6 protein-coding genes are annotated in these 23,293 nt (G+C 56.6%); 4 read left to right on the forward strand and 2 right to left on the reverse strand.

Annotated features, from left to right (window positions below; translation table 11 throughout):
- Window positions 1-46: 46 nt before the first annotated feature.
- A complete protein-coding gene (locus tag Mal65_RS25565) occupies window positions 47-16,687 on the reverse strand; it encodes a SpaA isopeptide-forming pilin-related protein (RefSeq protein WP_231131251.1) in 16,641 nt (5,546 codons plus the stop codon).
- A 1,008-nt stretch (window positions 16,688-17,695) separates the two neighbouring features.
- Here Mal65_RS25565 and Mal65_RS25570 point away from each other — a divergent pair.
- The gene (locus Mal65_RS25570) at window positions 17,696-19,723 is read left to right on the forward strand and encodes a tetratricopeptide repeat-containing sulfotransferase family protein (protein ID WP_165701534.1); all 2,028 of its coding nucleotides are present in this window, start codon (window positions 17,696-17,698) and stop codon (window positions 19,721-19,723) included.
- A 544-nt stretch (window positions 19,724-20,267) separates the two neighbouring features.
- Here Mal65_RS25570 and Mal65_RS25575 read toward each other — a convergent pair.
- Window positions 20,268-20,645, reverse strand: a complete 378-nt coding sequence (locus Mal65_RS25575; RefSeq protein WP_145304261.1) for an SGNH/GDSL hydrolase family protein — start codon at window positions 20,643-20,645, stop codon at window positions 20,268-20,270.
- Window positions 20,646-21,030: 385 nt separating this feature from the next.
- Here Mal65_RS25575 and Mal65_RS25580 point away from each other — a divergent pair, with 385 nt between their 5' ends.
- The 3 genes from Mal65_RS25580 to Mal65_RS25590 all read left to right on the forward strand — a co-directional run bounded on the left by Mal65_RS25580 (window position 21,031) and on the right by Mal65_RS25590 (window position 23,216).
- Window positions 21,031-21,252: a helix-turn-helix domain-containing protein gene (locus tag Mal65_RS25580; protein ID WP_145304263.1), complete on the forward strand. Its 222-nt coding sequence runs from the start codon at window positions 21,031-21,033 to the stop codon at window positions 21,250-21,252.
- Window positions 21,253-21,624: 372 nt separating this feature from the next.
- Complete coding sequence (locus tag Mal65_RS25585; protein WP_145304265.1) at window positions 21,625-22,428, forward strand: ParB/RepB/Spo0J family partition protein; 804 nt, start codon at window positions 21,625-21,627, stop codon at window positions 22,426-22,428.
- A complete protein-coding gene (locus Mal65_RS25590) occupies window positions 22,425-23,216 on the forward strand; it encodes a hypothetical protein (protein ID WP_145304267.1) in 792 nt (263 codons plus the stop codon). The genes Mal65_RS25585 and Mal65_RS25590 overlap by 4 nt, the downstream gene beginning before the upstream one ends.
- The last annotated feature ends 77 nt before the right edge of the window (window positions 23,217-23,293 follow it).

Here is a 23,293-nt window from a genome sequence, read left to right on the forward strand (position 1 = left end):
AAACTAATCAGAAGCGAAACTAGGTTTCTCCCTAGTCTAAAAGTGTTCAAAAAATCGTCGAAATTGATTCTTCCAACTCCTCAGAAAGCAGATCTTCGTCATCTTCGGAACCGAAAAACGCATCAACGCTAGCAGCAAATGGCGAGGCCGGTGGTGGAAGTACCTCGTTCAGCTCGCCGACAAGGAATCCTAAATCCAAAAAGTCGACGTCTCCATTCCCATTCAAATCGGTGGTGAACAGGTATCCTGGATCACCAGCAGAGGTTCCGAGAGAACCTACCAATCCGCCTAAATCAAGGAAATCTACTTTGCCCAGCAAATCGGAGTCCGCGAGGAAACTCGCATTGCCAGGGGATACTGCGAAGTCATACACGAAGTCGCCGCCATCCAGAGCAAGCCCCGACTGACTTTGAATCGCGTCTTCCACCCTGACACTATATCGATCAAGTGGCAAATCAGAATTCAAAGTCAACTTAGCAATAAAGTTTGCCGAATCGTACTCAACCTTAACGATAGACACACCTCCAAGGTCGGACGCGAAATCGAAGTCACCAATCGTGAGTGCCCCCCCTGCGCCGGAGCCTTCGACGTGCTTACTGAACTGAACAATCACCTGGTTGATGTTAGCCCAAGATAATGGGTTAGTCGATCCCGATGAACCGATCGGCAATTCGTAACCAAGCCCAACCCCAGCATCAATCGCTTCGAGGAAACCAGGTTCCCATCGAGGAACCGTAGGTTCAAGTGGATCAGCTGGGTCGCTTGGCGGCACAACCGATGCAAGACGCACAGAAACCACTTCTGGTGAGGATCCCAAGTCGATGATGAGATTTCCATTCGTCGTTTCGAACTGCCCTGGTTCGAGCGGCCCCGCCTGACCAGGCCCGAATGCTTCTTCTTCGCCGCTCAAAATAACCCCACCGGAAAGCTCGATGGTTTGTCCCGCTACCTGGATCGTATAGGCACCTGGATCAATTCCTTCAAAATCGAATCGTCCACTCGAATCTGTTTGCACCGTCGTTGTGTCGCTGACGCCTACCAAGTGGACGTCTAATCCAACCACCCCTGCACCATCTCCGAACACGATTCCGTGAACCGATCCGTCGATGTCACCCGCGAAGATCAGTCCTGGATCCACTTCTTCGACCTGACCGGGGCCAACATCACCTTCGCCGGGTGCGTAAGCGACTTCCACACCAGAACCGACCTGCGGTGAGTATACGAAGAACTCACCGTCGGCCGTGGTGACCGTAAAGCTGCCCGAGGGGAAGCTGTCACGGGGATCAATGTCTTCAAAATGGAACTCGCCATCGGGCCCCGTGATGGTTGTATCCAGCACACCTGCCGGACCACGTAATTGAACCGTGATACCGGGTTGCGGCGTCACACCATCCGCACCGGTTCGGATACCGTGGATGCTACCGCTGATCAAGTTTTCAACCGCAAGCGCGGCTTTGGTCGATTCACTTTGCAATCCTTCGTAAAGCGAAGCGGTTCCAGATGCATCGGTCACAACAGTTGCGTGTGGCACAACCACGACCACGGGGCTAAACGATTCCAAAACGTTTCCGTTGACCGTGCCGCCGACCGGCTCCATCACTGTATACATTCCCGGATCAACATCGCCGAAATCGTAACGACCATTGGCATCGGTCACCGAAGTGGCGACCAGATCTCCATTCATATCTCGCAACTCGAGCAAGATCCCCGGAGCCGGACGATCGCTATCTGCTTGCGTCTTCGTGCCCTCGACACCTCCGGCGTAATAATTTCCAAAGACCAGACTGTCACCAACGTTGACTTCGGTCTTCAGCGGATTGACCGCATAGGTCAAGTTATCCAGCAGCACCGTGATCGGAACCACGCTGCCCAAGCCGGCGGCCTGGACACTTGCGATCGGCTGCCCGATATCAGAACTGGACAGGCTCAGGGTCACCGTTTCGCCAACCGACATCAGTGGTGTTTGGACGAAGGAGATGACGTTGCCGAAGGTGTCAAATGCTACCAGTTGGCCAACATCACCATTACTATTGGCAATGACATCGATACTGACTTCATCGACTGGCGTGTCAAAATCGGCATTGAGGATCGGGCCGTCGTTGGACGAGAACCCGGTATTTCCACCCGCGTTGGCGTAGACAAATGAACCAGCGATCGGGGAGAAACCGACGGTGATTCCGCTGCCATTGCGTGCATTTGTCAATTCAACCCCGGCAAAGGCATTCTGAATGTCGTCACCAAAGCCCAACGACGGATCCGAATCAGGATCAGCCGACTGTGTGTTGGCAATTCCCGACACGCCATCAGCGTACACGTACTCCTGACGACTTTGAATAGTCACCGTGAAGCTGATCGGTGTCGATGCACGCAATCCTTCCTGGTCATCCGGGGTTCCATTGCCCTCCGGGAAACCGTTGCCGTCCACGTCGTTTCGATCCACCAGATCGAGACGTTCGATCACGGTGTAAGATCCTGGCACCAGGTTTTCGAAGTCGAACCCACCCTGTGCATCGGTGTAAACCACACCATTACCCGATCCAATCGCATTACCGAATGCGTCAGTGAGAACCGGGTTGCCGCCGGAATCCAGCAACTCAAATGCGGCAAGCTGGAATGGTCCTTCACCGACATCCTGAACTCCGTCGGCATCGAGGTCGAGGAATTTATAGCCGTGAATGCTCCCGGCGACATAGTTGCCATACCGAATCGGGTCCCCAGTGCTGGTCACCGTGGCTGACTGATCAGCAATAACGTCGATGATCAGATCCGGAGTGGACTGAACCATCCCTTGATCGGCATCGGCAATTCCATCGCCATTGCTATCGGAAACGGACAGGTCCTCAATCACCTTATAAGTTCCGGGACGCAATCCTGAGAGCGTAAAGATGCCATTTGCATCACTGGATCCCATCACCGGCATGCCATTGACGCCAACGACAGGATTGCCACTCAGGTCCACAACGATGAATTTGACATCGGAAAGAGCTGGCTCGCCTCCCAGTCCACCACCGTCTGGTGCTTGATAAACCCCATCTGCGTTGACATCTTCAAATTTAAATCCCTCGATCGATCCGCTGGTGAAATTGTTTCCCCATTGAAGAGCTTCACCCAAAACGGTCTCAGCTTTCAATGCGACTGCAGCATTTGCTGCGGCGATTTCATTGGGATCGTTCAAACCGTTGCCGTTATGGTCGACGGTCATCACCATCGCGTCTGCTTTCCAGGAAAACTCCTGACGACTTTGAATCACAATCGCATCGGTGGATGAATCCAATGGACTTTCACCGATCAATGATTGCCCACCCGTCGATGTACCGATGAAGTCGTTCGGGTTTCCTTCGGCTTGATCTGACGTTTGGAACATGTCACCCAAAGATGACTCGTCTTCACGGATCGTGTATGTACCGGGTTCCAAACCGGTAAACCAGAACTCACCCTTGAAGTTTGACGTAGCGGTTCGAACGAACTCCCACTCGTTGACCAACGCTGTTGCCGAAGAATTCTGGTAGTTCAACACAATGGTTTCGCTACCCAACCAACGATAGAGGTTGAAAACAACATCTTCTAAGGCAGGCTCCACCAAGTTATTCACATTGGTGGTGTCACCGCTCAAGTCATAGTCATGGAATTTGTACCCATGCACAGATCCGGTGATGTAGTTCAGGAACGGATCGAAGCTAGTAGCACCGGGGCCACCGGTCAGGTCGACCATCGCGTCGTGGTCGTCGGAGTCCTTGTCCTTCGACTTCGTCGCATCGTCCAGACCACCACTGATCACCGTGAAGCTGATCTCACGGTCGGTCAGCACCAAGCCCTGACCTTCGACGGCAAGCGTCGACATGTCGTCTTCACCGACATCATCGATGTTGTCGTTGTTGATGTCCTGAGCGGACGCTTCGCGAACCGTGTAGTCCCCGGGAACCACGCCCGGGAACACGAACTTACCGTTGACCGCCGTCAGGGGACCATTGCCATCGGGGTCCGCACCGCTGACCGCCGTGGCAACCACCGAACCGCCACCGTCAACCAACTCGAACGTCACACCGTTGAGGTACGTGTCGTTGCCAGTGATCCCGTCGTTGTCAAGGTCTTCGTACTTGTAACCCATGATGTCCACAGGCAAGTAGTTGCCGTACACCAGGGAGTTGTTGCCACTGTTGAGAAGTTCTTCTCGCTTCAGCGAGTTGCCCGGCAAGCCCGCTTCACCGGCCTTCCAGACATACTCCTCACGGCTCTCAATCGTGAACGTACTGCTCGCACCTGCGTTGTTGAATGTGTGCGTCGAAGAGACCCACTCGTCACCACTGGGCAGGGTATCGCCGGTCTGAAGATTCTCGATCAGACGGTACTGACCGGGATCCAAATTGGTGAAGGCAAACTTACCATTGGCACCCGTGGTCACCGCGGCACCAACGTTCACCCAGTTACTACCGTCCTTCACTTGAAGCGTGAATTCGACGTCCTCAAGAGCCGGTTCACCCGCATCCTTGATGCCGTCACCGTCAAGGTCTTCGAACTTGATACCGTGAACGCTGCCGTAGACATAGTTCAAGAACGGACGGGCATCGTCATCAAAATCAAGACCGCCAGTTGCTCCGTCCTGGTCATAACCCAGATCATTGACGACTGCCGCACCGGTGCCATCGGTCACATTGATATTGTCACCACTGAAGACGGTGACCTGAACAACCATCGAATCCTTGACTAGCTCGTCATCCGCACCGGCGTCAATCGATTGGTCGGCCTTCTCACGAATCGTGTAGGTCTCTCCGGGATCCACGTCCGTAAACGTGAACACGCCGCTGGCGTTCGTCGTCACCGTGTCGACGACGACATTGTTGGAATCGACCAGTTCAAACTCGATACCGGCGAACGCGGGATCGTTGTTGTCCTTGACACCGTCGCCGTCCAAATCTTCGTACTTCTCGCCGGTCAACGTCACCAACGTCACGTTACCCCAGCGAAGCGATGCAAGTGCGTCGCTGCCGGTCTTCAGCGCGGCAGCATCGGAGGCTGACTGAGCCTCCGCGGGGCTGATGATCCCGTTGCCGTCGATGTCCATCGGACGGTTGTAAGCATCGCCTTCGTAAGCCGGGAAGCCTTCGTACGTGACGTCACTGTCCCACTGGAGTTCCAAACCGCTGGTGATCGTCAGCAGGCTGCTGCCAAGCGTTCCCGGGTTGTCACCCAGGTAAGGAAGGTTCGCAGGATCGAAGTTGTTCGGATCGAACTGGCTGCTCGGATCTCCTTCGGCCTGATTGCTGCTCTGCTGATCGAACGGAGCATCCAGGACTTCGCGAACCGTGTACTGGCCGGGCTCAAGACCCGTGAACCAGAACTCACCGTGCTCGTCCGTCGTCGCGGTCTTGACGAAATCCCAGTCGTAGGTAACGGCGTCACCGTTATTGCTGTTCAGATCGTAGGTGTTGGTGCCGACGAATTTGTAGATCTCAAATACCACACCTTCGACACCAGATTCCTCGGGACTGCCATTTTGACCGTTGGGGTCAAAACCACCATCGTTGTTGAAGTCCTCAAACTTCAGGCCATGGATCGACCCGGTGATGTAGTTCAGGAACGGATCGAAGCTACCGGCACTGGGGCCACCGGTCAGGTCGACCATCGCGTCGTGGTCGTTGGAGTCCTTGTCCTTCGACTTCGTCGCATCGTCCAGACCACCACTGATCACCGTGAAGCTGATCTCACGGTCGGTCAGCACCAAGCCCTGACCTTCGACGGCAAGCGTCGACATGTCGTCTTCACCGACATCATCGATGTTGTCGTTGTTGATGTCCTGAGCGGACGCTTCGCGAACCGTGTAGTCCCCAGGAACCACACCCGGGAACACGAACTTACCGTTGACCGCCGTCAGGGGACCATTGCCATCGGGGTCCGCACCGCTGACCGCCGTGGCAACCACCGAACCGCCACCGTCAACCAACTCGAACGTCACACCGTTGAGGTACGTGTCGTTGCCAGTGATCCCGTCGTTATCAAGGTCTTCGTACTTGTAACCCATGATGTCCACAGGCAAGTAGTTGCCGTACACCAGGGAGTTGTTGCCACTGTTGAGAAGTTCTTCTCGCTTCAGCGAGTTGCCCGGCAAGCCCGCTTCACCGGCCTTCCAGACATACTCCTCACGGCTCTCAATCGTGAACGTACTGCTCGCACCTGCGTTGTTGAATGTGTGCGTCGAAGAGACCCACTCGTCACCACTGGGCAGGGTATCGCCGGTCTGAAGATTCTCGATCAGACGGTACTGACCGGGATCCAAATTGGTGAAGGCAAACTTACCATTGGCACCCGTGGTCACCGCGGCACCAACGTTCACCCAGTTACTACCGTCCTTCACTTGAAGCGTGAATTCGACGTCCTCAAGAGCCGGTTCACCCGCATCCTTGATGCCGTCACCGTCAAGGTCTTCGAACTTGATACCGTGAACGCTGCCGTAGACATAGTTCAACCAAGGACGAGCATTGTCACCAAAATCACCACTATCGTCGTAGTCGTAATCCAACGCATTGACCGCGACAGCACCGTTACCCGTGGTCACATTGATATTGTCACCACTGAAGACGGTGACCTGAACAACCATCGAATCCTTGACTAGCTCGTCATCCGGACCGGCGTCAATCGATTGGTTGGACTTCTCACGAATCGTGTAGGTCTCTCCGGGATCCACGTCCGTAAACGTGAACACGCCGCTGGCGTTCGTCGTCACAGTGTCGACGACGACATTGTTGGAATCGACCAGTTCAAACTCGATACCGGCGAACGCGGGATCGTTGTTGTCCTTGACACCGTCGCCGTCCAAATCTTCGTACTTCTCGCCGGTCAACGTCACCAACGTCACGTTACCCCAGCGAAGCGATGCAAGTGCGTCGCTGCCGGTCTTCAGCGCGGCAGCATCGGAGGCTGACTGAGCCTCCGCGGGGCTGATGATCCCGTTGCCGTCGATGTCCATCGGACGGTTGTAAGCATCGCCTTCGTAAGCCGGGAAGCCTTCGTACGTGACGTCACTGTCCCACTGGAGTTCCACACCGCTGGTGATCGTCAGCAGGCTGCTGCCAAGCGTTGCCGGGTTGTCACCCAGGTAAGGAAGGTTCGCAGGATCGAAGTTGTTCGGATCGAACTGGCTACTCGGATCTCCTTCGGCCTGGTTGCTGCTCTGCTGATCGAACGGAGCATCCAGGACTTCGCGAACCGTGTACTGGCCGGGCTCAAGACCCGTGAACCAGAACTCACCGTGCTCGTCCGTCGTCGCGGTTACGGTCAGTTTTTCCCAGTCGTAGGTCGTGACGCTTGCGTTGTTACTGTTCAGATCGTAGGTGTTGGTGCCGACAAATCGGTAGATCTCATACTTCACTCCCTCCACGCCCACTTCAGCGGGATCCGCCGACGGCTGGAATGCACCATCGTTGTTGAAGTCCTCAAACTTCAAGCCATGGATCGACCCGGTGATGTAGTTCAGGAACGGATCGAAGCTACCAGCACCGGGGCCACCGGTCAGGTCGACCATCGCGTCGTGGTCGTCGGAGTCCTTGTCCTTCGACTTCGTCGCATCGTCCAGACCACCACTGATCACCGTGAAGCTGATCTCACGGTCGGTCAGCACCAAGCCCTGACCTTCGACGGCAAGCGTCGACATGTCGTCTTCACCGACATCATCGATGTTGTCGTTGTTGATGTCCTGAGCGGACGCTTCGCGAACCGTGTAGTCCCCAGGAACCACACCCGGGAACACGAACTTACCGTTGACCGCCGTCAGGGGACCATTGCCATCGGGGTCCGCACCGCTGACCGCCGTGGCAACCACCGAACCGCCACCGTCAACCAACTCGAACGTCACACCGTTGAGGTACGTGTCGTTGCCAGTGATCCCGTCGTTATCAAGGTCTTCGTACTTGTAACCCATGATGTCCACAGGCAAGTAGTTGCCGTACACCAGGGAGTTGTTGCCACTGTTGAGAAGTTCTTCTCGCTTCAGCGAGTTGCCCGGCAAGCCCGCTTCACCGGCCTTCCAGACATACTCCTCACGGCTCTCAATCGTGAACGTACTGCTCGCACCTGCGTTGTTGAATGTGTGCGTCGAAGAGACCCACTCGTCACCACTGGGCAGGGTATCGCCGGTCTGAAGATTCTCGATCAGACGGTACTGACCGGGATCCAAATTGGTGAAGGCAAACTTACCATTGGCACCCGTGGTCACCGCGGCACCAACGTTCACCCAGTTACTACCGTCCTTCACTTGAAGCGTGAATTCGACGTCCTCAAGAGCCGGTTCACCCGCATCCTTGATGCCGTCACCGTCAAGGTCTTCGAACTTGATACCGTGAACGCTGCCGTAGACATAGTTCAACCAAGGACGAGCATTGTCACCAAAATCACCACTATCGTCGTAGTCGTAATCCAACGCATTGACCGCGACAGCACCGTTACCCGTGGTCACATTGATGTTATCGCCACTGAATACCGTAACCGTGGCAACCATCGAATCTTTGACCAACTCGTCATCCGGACCGGCGTCAATCGATTGGTTGGACTTCTCACGAATCGTGTAGGTCTCTCCGGGATCCACGTCCGTAAACGTGAACACGCCGCTGGCGTTCGTCGTCACAGTGTCGACGACGACATTGTTGGAATCGACCAGTTCAAACTCGATACCGGCGAACGCGGGATCGTTGTTGTCCTTGACACCGTCGCCGTCCAAATCTTCGTACTTCTCGCCGGTCAACGTCACCAACGTCACGTTACCCCAGCGAAGCGATGCAAGTGCGTCGCTGCCGGTCTTCAGCGCGGCAGCATCGGAGGCTGACTGAGCCTCCGCGGGGCTGATGATCCCGTTGCCGTCGATGTCCATCGGACGGTTGTAAGCATCGCCTTCGTAAGCCGGGAAGCCTTCGTACGTGACGTCACTGTCCCACTGGAGTTCCAAACCGCTGGTGATCGTCAGCAGACTGCTGCCAAGCGTTGCCGGGTTGTCACCCAGGTAAGGAAGGTTCGCAGGATCGAAGTTGTTCGGATCGAACTGGCTGCTCGGATCTCCTTCGGCCTGGTTGCTGCTCTGCTGATCGAACGGAGCATCCAGGACTTCGCGAACCGTGTACTGGCCGGGCTCAAGACCCGTGAACCAGAACTCACCGTGCTCGTCCGTCGTCGCGGTTACGGTCAGTTTTTCCCAGTCGTAGGTCGTGACGCTTGCGTTGTTACTGTTCAGATCGTAGGTGTTGGTGCCGACAAATCGGTAGATCTCATACTTCACTCCCTCCACGCCCACTTCAGCGGGATCCGCCGACGGCTGGAATGCACCATCGTTGTTGAAGTCCTCAAACTTCAAGCCATGGATCGACCCGGTGATGTAGTTCAGGAACGGATCGAAGCTACCAGCACCGGGGCCACCGGTCAGGTCGACCATCGCGTCGTGGTCGTCGGAGTCCTTGTCCTTCGACTTCGTCGCATCGTCCAGACCACCACTGATCACCGTGAAGCTGATCTCACGGTCGGTCAGCACCAAGCCCTGACCTTCGACGGCAAGCGTCGACATGTCGTCTTCACCGACATCATCGATGTTGTCGTTGTTGATGTCCTGAGCGGACGCTTCGCGAACCGTGTAGTCCCCGGGAACCACGCCCGGGAACACGAACTTACCGTTGACCGCCGTCAGGGGACCATTGCCATCGGGGTCCGCACCGCTGACCGCCGTGGCAACCACCGAACCGCCACCGTCAACCAACTCGAACGTCACACCGTTGAGGTACGTGTCGTTGCCAGTGATCCCGTCGTTATCAAGGTCTTCGTACTTGTAACCCATGATGTCCACAGGCAAGAAGTTGCCGTACACCAGGGAGTTGTTGCCACTGTTGAGAAGTTCTTCTCGCTTCAGCGAGTTGCCCGGCAAGCCCGCTTCACCGGCCTTCCAGACATACTCCTCACGGCTCTCAATCGTGAACGTACTGCTCGCACCTGCGTTGTTGAATGTGTGCGTCGAAGAGACCCACTCGTCACCACTGGGCAGGGTATCGCCGGTCTGAAGATTCTCGATCAGACGGTACTGACCGGGATCCAAATTGGTGAAGGCAAACTTACCATTGGCACCCGTGGTCACCGCGGCACCAACGTTCACCCAGTTACTACCGTCCTTCACTTGAAGCGTGAATTCGACGTCCTCAAGAGCCGGTTCACCCGCATCCTTGATGCCGTCACCGTCAAGGTCTTCGAACTTGATACCGTGAACGCTGCCGTAGACATAGTTCAACCAAGGACGAGCATTGTCACCAAAATCACCACTATCGTCGTAGTCGTAATCCAACGCATTGACCGCGACAGCACCGTTACCCGTGGTCACATTGATATTGTCACCACTGAAGACGGTGACCTGAACAACCATCGAATCCTTGACTAGCTCGTCATCCGGACCGGCGTCAATCGATTGGTTGGACTTCTCACGAATCGTGTAGGTCTCTCCGGGATCCACGTCCGTAAACGTGAACACGCCGCTGGCGTTCGTCGTCACAGTGTCGACGACGACATTGTTGGAATCGACCAGTTCAAACTCGATACCGGCGAACGCGGGATCGTTGTTGTCCTTGACACCGTCGCCGTCCAAATCTTCGTACTTCTCGCCGGTCAACGTCACCAACGTCACGTTACCCCAGCGAAGCGATGCAAGTGCGTCGCTGCCGGTCTTCAGCGCGGCAGCATCGGAGGCTGACTGAGCCTCCGCGGGGCTGATGATCCCGTTGCCGTCGATGTCCATCGGACGGTTGTAAGCATCGCCTTCGTAAGCCGGGAAGCCTTCGTACGTGACGTCACTGTCCCACTGGAGTTCCACACCGCTGGTGATCGTCAGCAGGCTGCTGCCAAGCGTTGCCGGGTTGTCACCCAGGTAAGGAAGGTTCGCAGGATCGAAGTTGTTCGGATCGAACTGGCTACTCGGATCTCCTTCGGCCTGGTTGCTGCTCTGCTGATCGAACGGAGCATCCAGGACTTCGCGAACCGTGTACTGGCCGGGCTCAAGACCCGTGAACCAGAACTCACCGTGCTCGTCCGTCGTCGCGGTTACGGTCAGTTTTTCCCAGTCGTAGGTCGTGACGCTTGCGTTGTTACTGTTCAGATCGTAGGTGTTGGTGCCGACAAATCGGTAGATCTCATACTTCACTCCCTCCACGCCCACTTCAGCGGGATCCGCCGACGGCTGGAATGCACCATCGTTGTTGAAGTCCTCAAACTTCAAGCCATGGATCGACCCGGTGATGTAGTTCAGGAACGGATCGAAGCTACCAGCACCGGGGCCACCGGTCAGGTCGACCATCGCGTCGTGGTCGTCGGAGTCCTTGTCCTTCGACTTCGTCGCATCGTCCAGACCACCACTGATCACCGTGAAGCTGATCTCACGGTCGGTCAGCACCAAGCCCTGACCTTCGACGGCAAGCGTCGACATGTCGTCTTCACCGACATCATCGATGTTGTCGTTGTTGATGTCCTGAGCGGACGCTTCGCGAACCGTGTAGTCCCCAGGAACCACACCCGGGAACACGAACTTACCGTTGACCGCCGTCAGGGGACCATTGCCATCGGGGTCCGCACCGCTGACCGCCGTGGCAACCACCGAACCGCCACCGTCAACCAACTCGAACGTCACACCGTTGAGGTACGTGTCGTTGCCAGTGATCCCGTCGTTATCAAGGTCTTCGTACTTGTAACCCATGATGTCCACAGGCAAGAAGTTGCCGTACACCAGGGAGTTGTTGCCACTGTTGAGAAGTTCTTCTCGCTTCAGCGAGTTGCCCGGCAAGCCCGCTTCACCGGCCTTCCAGACATACTCCTCACGGCTCTCAATCGTGAACGTACTGCTCGCACCTGCGTTGTTGAATGTGTGCGTCGAAGAGACCCACTCGTCACCACTGGGCAGGGTATCGCCGGTCTGAAGATTCTCGATCAGACGGTACTGACCGGGATCCAAATTGGTGAAGGCAAACTTACCATTGGCACCCGTGGTCACCGCGGCACCAACGTTCACCCAGTTACTACCGTCCTTCACTTGAAGCGTGAATTCGACGTCCTCAAGAGCCGGTTCACCCGCATCCTTGATGCCGTCACCGTCAAGGTCTTCGAACTTGATACCGTGAACGCTGCCGTAGACATAGTTCAACCAAGGACGAGCATTGTCACCAAAATCACCACTATCGTCGTAGTCGTAATCCAACGCATTGACCGCGACAGCACCGTTACCCGTGGTCACATTGATGTTATCGCCACTGAATACCGTAACCGTGGCAACCATCGAATCTTTGACCAACTCGTCATCCGGACCGGCGTCAATCGATTGGTTGGCCTTCTCACGAATCGTGTAGGTCTCTCCGGGATCCACGTCCGTAAACGTGAACACGCCGCTGGCGTTCGTCGTCACAGTGTCGACGACGACATTGTTGGAATCGACCAGTTCAAACTCGATACCGGCGAACGCGGGATCGTTGTTGTCCTTGACACCGTCGCCGTCCAAATCTTCGTACTTCTCGCCGGTCAACGTCACCAACGTCACGTTACCCCAGCGAAGCGATGCAAGTGCGTCGCTGCCGGTCTTCAGCGCGGCAGCATCGGAGGCTGACTGAGCCTCCGCGGGGCTGATGATCCCGTTGCCGTCGATGTCCATCGGACGGTTGTAAGCATCGCCTTCGTAAGCCGGGAAGCCTTCGTACGTGACGTCACTGTCCCACTGGAGTTCCACACCGCTGGTGATCGTCAGCAGGCTGCTGCCAAGCGTTGCCGGGTTGTCACCCAGGTAAGGAAGGTTCGCAGGATCGAAGTTGTTCGGATCGAACTGGCTGCTCGGATCTCCTTCGGCCTGATTGCTGCTCTGCTGATCGAACGGAGCATCCAGGACTTCGCGAACCGTGTACTGGCCGGGCTCAAGACCCGTGAACCAGAACTCACCGTGCTCGTCCGTCGTCGCGGTTACGGTCAGTTTTTCCCAGTCGTAGGTCGTGACGCTTGCGTTGTTACTGTTCAGATCGTAGGTGTTGGTGCCGACAAATCGGTAGATCTCATACTTCACTCCCTCCACGCCCACTTCAGCGGGATCCGCCGACGGCTGGAATGCACCATCGTTGTTGAAGTCCTCAAACTTCAAGCCATGGATCGACCCGGTGATGTAGTTCAGGAACGGATCGAAGCTAGTAGCACCGGGGCCACCGGTCAGGTCGACCATCGCGTCGTGGTCGTTGGAGTCCTTGTCCTTCGACTTCGTCGCATCGTCCAGACCACCACTGATCACCGTGAAGCTGATCTCACGGTCGGTCAGCACCAAGCCCTGACCTTCGACGGCAAGCGTCGACATGTCGTCTTCACCGACATCATCGATGTTGTCGTTGTTGATGTCCTGAGCGGACGCTTCGCGAACCGTGTAGTCCCCAGGAACCACACCCGGGAACACGAACTTACCGTCGACCGCCGTCAGGGGACCACTGCCATCGGGGTCCGCACCGCTGACCGCCGTGGCAACCACCGAACCGCCACCGTCAACCAACTCGAACGTCACACCGTTGAGGTACGTGTCGTTGCCAGTGATCCCGTCGTTATCAAGGTCTTCGTACTTGTAACCCATGATGTCCACAGGCAAGAAGTTGCCGAAGATCAGCGACGAGTCAGCTGACTGGGGATTTTTCAGGGCGCCCTTCAGGATGGCCATGTCGATCTCGTCTTGAGTCAACTGTCCATCGGCATCTAGATCCAATGGCCGATCATAGGCGGCGCCCACGTAAGGACCGGTTTCGAACGTTGTTGCATCGTCCCACTGCAGTTCGTCACGACTGTTGATCGTATAGATCGTGTTCGAAGCATCAATGGGATCAAAGTCCGTTCCCGGGGCCCCTACTTGCTGCCCCGTCGACAGTACATAGTCGCTAAAGTCAGGTCCGGCTGAGATGCTGAGCGCCGTTGCCGACTCCGTTACCAAGGCAAAGTCGGCGGCGATGATGACATTGGAGCCATCGACGCGAACTGCAATGCCAAGAGCCTCGGAAATGGCAGTACCAGCCGCTTGCGCGACTTCGTCCGTTGTGGTCAGTCCGGAAATGTCAATCAAGACGTCCGGCGATCCACCGCCTGTGCTGAATTCGAACGTTGTCCCGTCAATTTCGAACGGTGCCGCTCCTCCAGGAACCAGATCGACACTCAAGACGGTTGACTCAAGATCCAAGTTCTCACGAACCACATACTGCCCGGGTCGCAATCCGGTAAACCAGTATTCGCCATGAACGTTGGTAAATTCCGTACCCGCCAATTCCCAATCAAACGTATTCACCGGGTCGGCACCACTGAAGGGGACCGTCGTGTTGGTACCCGCAAATCGGTAGATCTGGAACCCTACGCCTTCCAAACCACGTTCGCCGTCGGCGTAGTCAAAGGTTCCATCGCCATCCAAGTCTTCAAACTTCACGCCGTGAACGCTGCCGGCGATGTAGTTGCGGAATGTAATATCGTCTTCGACCAAGCCGCCCAGCCCGGTGTTGGTCAACGTGACGTCGAAGGAGGTCGGCAGTTGCATGTTTGAATCCTGAGATTCAAAGGCAACGCTCAAACCCTGCATGTCATCAGCCATTCCGTCGGGCGTTCCGGCGTACAGAAAGTCGCCCGACAGGTTTTCGCTAACAATGTAGTCGCTGGGCGTTAGAAAGCTGAACGAGAATTCACCGTTAGGCCCCGTCAAAACCGGAGAAACGGGGTTTCCCAAAGCATCAACAACAGGATTTCCAGAATCGTACGTCAACACAATCTGGACATTGTCCAACGGGGTGTCATCAGCCGATGGCCCATCGCCCGTCAAGTCTTCTAGCTTGACGCCGCTGATTTCCGCACCGCGCACCACGTCGATTCGGTGATCTTCCACTTCGCCATCGTTCGCATGTCCGGTGGGGCCGAGTGGCCGCTCTCCGTTAGGGCCTGGGGCGACCATATCACATGGATCGCTGAAGACGCGAATCCGAAGAATCGTCGATCCTTTGTCTGTAACATCCGCGGTGGTTGGGACCGACACCGGCAACGCCAGAGTGCCAGCCGTGGTCACCATAACCCCGTTAGCAATCGACTCTGATGCGGTGAAGCTACCGTCCCCATCCCAGTCGATCCAGGCACTGACATACCCCGGCTGCGCGGCGCTGACGCCTTGAATATCGAGATTGACAGTTCCGGCCGTCGTCGACATTGAATGACTGACGAAAACACCCGGCGTGGTGGCTCCATCATTTCCATAGCTGACGATGCCGTCTTCGTCGGCATTACCGCTGTTGTCGTCTTTGGTCGCTGCGGAATTATCGACGGTCCCATCACCGATTTCATCGTCAGGTGCAACCGACCCGAAATACGGGCCGACAATTGCATCACCATTGGCATCGACGACCGCATGCCGTGGACCGTCTGCGGCCAAAGTGGTGTCATAGTCCGTGCCCATAAAGGTGCCGGCATCACCAAAATCGTACTCAACATCGTTGTTGGCTGCGTCTGCAATCTCGACTGCAACGTGTGCACTAAACACAGCCCCATCAACACCTGGCTGTGCATTGTACGCCCACTCCATTAAACCAGGGCCTCCAGCCGAAGCAGTGGTCGGCAAAACACTTGCACCTCCAGCGATGTTGGCATCCGCATCTTGGTCGTTCAACACTTCTGCCTGAAGGGCTTGCATCAAAGCCGGATCCGTCGTCGCGCTTGCGGTACCGTTGGCGTACCTCGCGTGAGTCGAATCCAGGACGGCATGTCCTTCGGCGACGGGGCCAACATCCACTGAACTTCCGGGATAGTCGAACTGCATCAGTCCGCCGGGAGTATTGATCAAGAATTCGTCTTGGCCAAGCGTCGCTGAATCGACAACCGGGTTACCCTGATTGACCCCCAAATAGGAACCAATACTCGCAATGATGTCGGTCGAATTGCCTGAGGTTAGCGTCACCTCGACCTTGCGATCGATGGGGCTGCTTCCAATCGGATGAATGTACACTGCCGTACCAACTTGGTCGTTGCCGGCATCGTTGCTCGCAGACTCAAACTCACCCTCGCCCGAACCAGGAAACGCAGATCCAGCGGGGTCTGAAAGCGACTTCAGATGCGCGGAGTTGGTACCCACAGTCGTGAAGATTTCGCTCGCGCTAAACACCCCGTCGCCGTCGTTGTCGACCTTGATCGTCACGTCCATGCCGTTGAAATTGCCAGACGTCTCGGTGAAGTTTGCAGCAATCGCAATCGCCGCATTGCCGCCCGCTGGAACCTTGTCAATTTGGGCCGTTACCGTTTCGGTAATCGGATTGCTTGATGAATTGAACATCTGCTCCCAATCACCAACTGCTTGGGCAGCCAACAGTCGTCGATCTTCCAGTTTGTCCAAACCGTTTAAGCGTGCCTTGGTGTCGCTCTTGGAGGCCTGTCGCTTCGACTTGCGTCGCTTTCGTTTCGGCCCGATGGCGAAGGGCAGGCCCATCATCAGGTAGGGGGCGACCGGTGCCTTGCGTCGCGTGATTTCAAACGGCACCGCGTCGACGATCGCGTTCCAGATCGCCAGCACGCCCAGGCCGATCCGGTAGATCCACGAGCCCCGGAATGCTTCGCGGTAGCGTTGGATCCGCGCGGCACGCTTTTCCGCCCACCGCTGGCGGTACACATCCATCCGTGAGGCCCAACGACTGGCTTTGGCCATCAGTCGGTCTTGCTTAACACTCGATTCTTGTTGCCGGCGCTTGCTGCTGCGAAACATCGATCGGTTGATCATTGGGTTACTTCCCGAAAACAAAGGGGGGGTCGCACGGTCGAATCGGCCGATTTCTTTCGTCGATTCATTGGTACGAGTGATTGCGGATGTTCAGGGGCTCTGCGACGCATCGCGAGCTTCACGGATGTCAAACTTCAGTACTTGTTTCAAGCGGGGGACCACCTGTCGCGCCGTTCACCAGGAGCGTTCGGGGGGTATCCCAGCATTCCGCTTTATAGTCGTCACCAGGGGGGCTCGCAATCATTTTCCGAAGTGAAGATTTGACGATTACGGCGATTACGAGGCGGACTCACCCCATTTGACCCCGATATTTGGGGGATTTCACTCAATCCACCGAGTTTCCTTCACCGAAAATTTTTTCGCAAAATTTCGTCGCCGGCGGGGCAAAATCGATGCGGGGTCGCTGATCCCGATCCCACGGAAGACTTCACCGGTGCCGGTCAGCACGCCTGGACGGAACATGGCAAGCCGAACGGCATATCGGACGGCGATTTACGTCCTTTCCGGGACTTTTCCTTCAATCCCCGATGCCACCCCTTGTGCGAATGGGCGGATGCAAACCGCGGTGCAACCCGATGAGAGATCGGGCAAAAGTCGGGATTGGCGGTTTCGCGTGAGTCCCCGTGGAGGGAAAACCCAAGCAGTGCGGATGCCCAGGTGGAACGGACAACCCCACCAATGGTGTATTACCTTTGATTCGGCCGGCTCACCACGCTGCAAGAACCACCCCACGGAGGTGAACGAGTACGCCATGTCCTGTTCATTGACGCGGCGTTCTGACGCGAGCCCGTTGGGGCCGTGTTCACCACAACGTCCCACACGGGTGGCACTTGAATTAGGATATCGCATACCCCTAGATAGTGATGTTTGCGGCGATCCTCAGGGACCATGTTCATCGCCGCAAAATGCCCCCCCGCACGAACGGAAACGTCAAAGATGCATGTCGATCTACGCCCCGCCAATGAAGCGATCAAGCAAGGAAAATTGCGGGAAGCTTACGAGATCTGCCAGCAAGCGATTTCCGTCGACCCGGCAAACGCAGACGCGATTGGTTTACTTGGAATCGTCGCCGGGCGGATGGGCAATCACGAAATGGCGGCTCGATTGATGGGCGATGCGTTGACGATCCGTCCGAGCGACAACCACTTTCGCCGAAACTACGTCACGGCGTTGGTTTCACTGGACCGATTGCCCGAAGCCCGCCGTTGTGTCGACGAAGGTCTGGCGCGCGAGCCCGAGCACGCGGGTTTGCTGTCGCTGATGGGCGTGGTCGCGGGGCGAGACGGGGATTTGGATACCGCGATCGAGGCGTTGGAGAAAGCCGCAAAGCTGCAGCCGAACGTTCCGCAGATTCAATACAACTTGGGCGAACTGCATCGTCGCCGGTCGGATCACCAATCCGCAAAAGCCGCGTGGGAGCGTTGTTTGGCACTGGATCCAAAGCACACCGATGCGTTGAACAACCTCGCGGGACTGTGCCTGGCCGATGGTGACTTTTTGGAATCGCTTGGCCACATCCAAGAGTTGTTGAAGTTGTCGCCGCGGTCGGCCCAAGCTTTTGGAAACCTCTCGGTGGCCATGCACGCTGCGGGCGACGTCCGCCAAGCGATTGTTTGTTTACGGAATGCCCTAACCATCAACAGATCACAGAAAGATTTCAGATTTCGCCTCGTCAATTTGCTGATTTCAAGTGCCGAGTTCGAAGAAGCAGAGAAAGAACTTTCTGACTGGCGGGCCATGGAGACTAGTGACGCGCGACTCCTAGCCATCACCGCTCGTATGCTGGAGCGACAGGGCAAGCTTGATGAAGCCCGCCAAGTATTTGATTCCATCGCGGATGCCGATCGCGACTCGACCCCCGTCATGATGACCGATGCTATCTTATGTGATGCCGAAGGCGATAAGGCGGGAGCCGTCGAGCGATTGGACCAGGTGGTCGAAAACAATCCCGACGCGATGGATCAAATCGGAATCCGATTCTTGATGGCGAAATGCAAAGACAGCTTGGGTCAATACGAGGAAGCGTTTGAGCATGCTTCGGTCGGCAACGAATTACGACGCAAGGGCTTTGGCACCCCGTTCCAACCGGAGTCGAGTGTTCAGGTTCGCGACTTGACCATCGACGCGTATCGCGAGGCTTGGAAGTCACATGACCCTGCGGCCGGCTGTCCAAGCGATCGGCCGGTGTTCATTGTCGGCATGCCACGAAGCGGGACTTCGATCACCGAACAAATCCTGGGATCACACCCCGACGTTTTTGCCGCGGGTGAGTTGCAGCTTTTGTCGGCCTTGGTCCGAGAAACCGGTCGCCAGAGCGAACCGGAGGATTCGACCTCTGTCTTCCGCATTGTCGACCACCAAAAGGATGGATCCAAGGTGCCGATGATTCCGGCGGATTTTTCTGCGGAAACGCTGCGGGAAATCGGGCAGCAGTATGTGAATCAGATTGAGGCGATGAGTTCCGGTGAGGCAAGGATCACCGACAAGATGCCTTATAACTTTCTGTTCGTTCCGCTGATCAAAATGGCGTTGCCGAATGCGAAGATCATCCATACGCGTCGGCACCCGCTGGACACTTGTTTGTCGTGCTTCTTCCAAAACTTCACCGGCGGAAGTGAGTTTTCGTTCGACTTAGAAGACCTGGCGGTCTATTACAAAAACTATGTTCACACCATGTCCGCGTGGCGGGATGACCTGGGTGTCGAAATGCTTGAAGTCGACTATGAGTCGCTGGTGTCCGATCCGGAACCGGTCGTACGCCAGATGCTCGATTACATCGGCATGCCGTGGGATCCGAACTGTTTGAAATCTCACGAATCCAAGCGAGTCGTCGCAACCGCCAGTTACCAACAGGTCCGCGAACCGATCTACACCAAGTCGGTCCATCGTTGGAAAAACTATGAGAAGCAGTTGCAGCCCTTGCGGGATGAGCTTGCCGATCTGTTGGGTGAACCGATTGGTTGATCGGACGTCAGCGTCATTGGGCCGGAGCGACGCTGTGGCGTCTGCTGAATGTGAGTCATCATTTGCGGAGTCGAATTGACCTGCCCCGCAGACAGATCAGCAACTGGGGCTGCGGCGGTTTGGCCCGACCTCGGAGCGGGAGGATGCAGTCATGGGGCCCGGTTGCTGACGCGTCGCGGCTCACGGGGACGGAGAAGTGAAGGCGTGGGGGGGCGCCCGGTCGCTGACGCGTCACGGCTTACGGGGTGGGTGAGTGAAAGCGTGGGGGCGCCCGGTTGCTGACGCGTCACGGCTCACGGGGTGGGTGGAGGCACACGGGCCCGGTCGTTGACGCGTCGCGGCTTACGGGGAGGGTGAGTGATGGCGTGGGGGCGTGGGGGCGCCCGGCCGCTGATGCGTCGCGGCTCACGGGGAGGGTGAGTGAAAGCGTGGAGGGCCCGGTCGCTGACGCGTCGCGGCTCACGGGGTGGGAGAGTGAAGGCGTGGGGGCCCGGTCGCTGACGCGTCACGGCTCACGGGGAGGGTGAGGTGAAGGCGTGGGTGGTTAGAGTTGTTCGCGGATGGCGGCGGCGACGTGCTCGGCCAGCTTGGCGCTGCCTTCGTTGGTGTAGTGGACGTTGGCGGGTCGTTGTTGGCCGGCGATCGGGTCTTCGCTGGCGTAGTCGTGCATGGGATCGACCGCGATGCCGCCGACTTCGTTGATGACTTCGCGAGCCAGCTGGTTGTAGAACACCGAATCGTCGGCAATCCGACCTTGGGCACCTTGCGGCACCGGCGTGGTGTCACGCCAAATCAGGGCGGCGCCGGTCTTCTTCAGCTTGCCGATGATCGTCCGCAGGTTGGCGACGTAATCCGCCGGGCTGACTTGACGGGCGTTTTGCGGATCGTTGGGGTCGGCCAGGTTCTTGCCTTCGGGCGACATGAATTTCAGGTCGTGAAGTCCGAACCGAACAAATCAGCGAATGCGTGATGATCCCGTTTTCGGTTGCGGCGTGACGCAAAAAATGCGTGACCCTACAGCGGACCGCATTAAAGCCCTACCATCCTCGGGCATGTCTGGTACAGATTACGCACATGGCGGAGCAAATCGGCCGACGAAAGTTTGACAGATTTTCCGAAAAGTCGATGCTATTTGATAGCAAACGCTTCGTTTGGATTGGACGACGGCCACCGGTGATTAGGCCCACCGGTGACCGCCATTTTTTTCCATGCCGATGGCACAGAGGACAACCGCATTCTGCGCTCGCGTCGACCGCGACGCAACCCAGAAAGCGGACTGACTATCGGCATATTCGCGGATACCGAAAATGCCAAAAACCACTGCCCCTGCTGGTCCCGCCACACTGGCCCCATTTGCCGTTGATCGCAAAGAGGCCGCCCGACTGATCTGTGTGTCTGTCCGCATGCTGCAGGAATTGACCCATCCCAATGGGCCGATTCGGAGCAAGCGAGTCGGAGCCAAGCACGTCTACCCCATTGCGGAACTGCAAAGGTTCCTCGACGTGTCGACCGAAACCGCTGGCGAGTAGTCCCGCACGGGATTCACCACCATGGACGCCAGCGCACGCGGCACAGAGGCCGCCACGGACAAGATCCGTCTGACCGCATCCCAAGTGGATGCGGTCGCCCGTCTACTGCTCTCTGCGACGACGGAAGCCAACAAAAAAACGGCCCCCGGGAATGAGCCGGACGCCGTTTCATGTTTTTGCACCGGCGGAGCCACGCCGGTAGCAAGGAAGACCCAAAGCCGGAGGACAGGCAGTGAGCTTTTACATTCTACCGATTGAACCACCGACGCCAAACCCATCGCCGAATCAACCGGGGAAATTGGCCGAGCAATTCATGGTGGTGAGCCTAAGTCTCTACTTAGGCGAGCATCGCGGCGACGGGAGGGCGCAAAAATGAGCGACCTACAAGTCCACCCGATCGCGAACATCTTTCCGATGATGGATGCGGTCAGCTTTGAAGCATTGAAGGCCGACATCAAGTCATGCGAAGGAGTCGATGAACCGGGTCTTCTGTACGAAGGCAAGATCCTTGACGGTCGCAACCGCTACAAAGCGTGCCAAGAGCTTGGTCTGCAAATGCGATGGCAGGAGGTCGAATTGGCCGACCCTGACGAAGCAGATGCGTTTGATCCTTATCAGCATGTGATGACGCACAACTTGCATCGTCGTCACTTGAAGCAAACGCAGCGAGCAATGATCGCGGCGAAGCTGGCGACGTTGAAGCAAGGCCAAAAAGCGTCAAATGACGTTTTATCGATTGATGATGCAGCGGTGATGCTGAACGTATCGCCGAAGTCCGTCGACCGAGCCAAGCACGTCGTGGCCAACGGCAGCAAACCACTGATCGAAGCCGTGGAAGCTTGCGACATCACCGTCAGCATGGCCGAGAAGCTTTGCAAGGCTTGTGATAACAAGCGTGAGCAATCGCGTCTGGTCAAAGAAGGAAAGAAGGCGATCAAGGAGTGGCTGGAACCGCCGGCCGACGAAGCAGGCAACGGTAGCGGCGACGACCACGACGGGTCTGTCCAAAGCCAAACGGACACACCGGAAGCGGAAACGGTTGCGGCGTTCAAGCGAACGGAATCCCGCATGATGACGATGCGGATGCTCGTGAACGAACTGGCCGACCACGAGGTGTCTGTACTGCGAGAGCTGTTGGAATCGCGGCTTGCTGATTGTGGAGGTGGCCAGGGATGAGCACCACCGATAAGTTTTTCCAATTCCCAATCGCTGCACTTCGCACGGACAAGCGTTTAGACGAAATCGACGAGCACGAGAAGCGCCGGACCATCGGTCGAATTATCGACTACTCGATCCAGCACGTCGCATTCACCGCCGATGGTCTATCGTCAGAAGACGTGGAGGCCGCAGCTGACAACTATTGTGAAAGCAATCCGTCAGTAACCAAGCCGCCATCACGATGGAAGCGACAAATCCTATACGCCGCTGACATTCTAGGCGTGAGCTATTCCGGCGACCCTAACTACAACGCCACCAGGGACGTGTTCAATGAAATCAACACGTGTCCCGGAGGCGACCGTCAGGTTCGGGTGCGGACCGATTTGGTTTGGTCGGCTCGCGATGAGGAATCCTGGACGTTTCGCCAGTTTGCGGTTTTGGCTGCGATCTATGCAGGTGTCGGTGCCAACAAGAAGGCTCGGCTATCGTTCGACTACATCGCGGCGATGGCGTGCGGGTGTTCCACGATGGCAGAGTATGACCAGCACGTCCCGCCTGAAAATCGCATGTCCCGTCGTCAGGTGCGATGGACGGTTGAGTCATTAGACGATCGCGGTCTATTCGCCAGAGCAACACCGGATGGTCGGCGGATGCACTATTCGATGCGGCTCAGCAAGCCGGAGTTGATGACCATGCTGGCGGAGGAATTGGCCAAGAAGGAGGCGAAGCGAAGCAACCAGCGTGCGGCAACTGCGAAGATCCGCGAGCACGCCGAGCACATCCGCAACAGTCAGTCGGGAGCGTAACGAAAGTGTCCAAGCGTTGTCCAAGCAATGTCCAAGCGAGTGTCCACTTACATAGCAAGCCGTGAAAACGGCCGATT

Origin of the sequence: Crateriforma conspicua (assembly GCF_007752935.1) — a bacterium.
Lineage (GTDB): Bacteria > Planctomycetota > Planctomycetia > Pirellulales > Pirellulaceae > Crateriforma > Crateriforma conspicua.

What these genes read in the sequence shown, in the direction of transcription:
- Mal65_RS25565 (WP_231131251.1), bottom strand. Translation starts at nt 16,687, where the DNA reads ATGGCCAAAGCCAGTCGTTGGGCCTCACGGATGGATGTGTACCGCCAG.
- Mal65_RS25570 (WP_165701534.1), top strand. Translation starts at nt 17,696, where the DNA reads ATGCATGTCGATCTACGCCCCGCCAATGAAGCGATCAAGCAAGGAAAA.
- Mal65_RS25575 (WP_145304261.1), bottom strand. Translation starts at nt 20,645, where the DNA reads ATGTCGCCCGAAGGCAAGAACCTGGCCGACCCCAACGATCCGCAAAAC.
- Mal65_RS25580 (WP_145304263.1), top strand. Translation starts at nt 21,031, where the DNA reads ATGCCAAAAACCACTGCCCCTGCTGGTCCCGCCACACTGGCCCCATTT.
- Mal65_RS25585 (WP_145304265.1), top strand. Translation starts at nt 21,625, where the DNA reads ATGAGCGACCTACAAGTCCACCCGATCGCGAACATCTTTCCGATGATG.
- Mal65_RS25590 (WP_145304267.1), top strand. Translation starts at nt 22,425, where the DNA reads ATGAGCACCACCGATAAGTTTTTCCAATTCCCAATCGCTGCACTTCGC.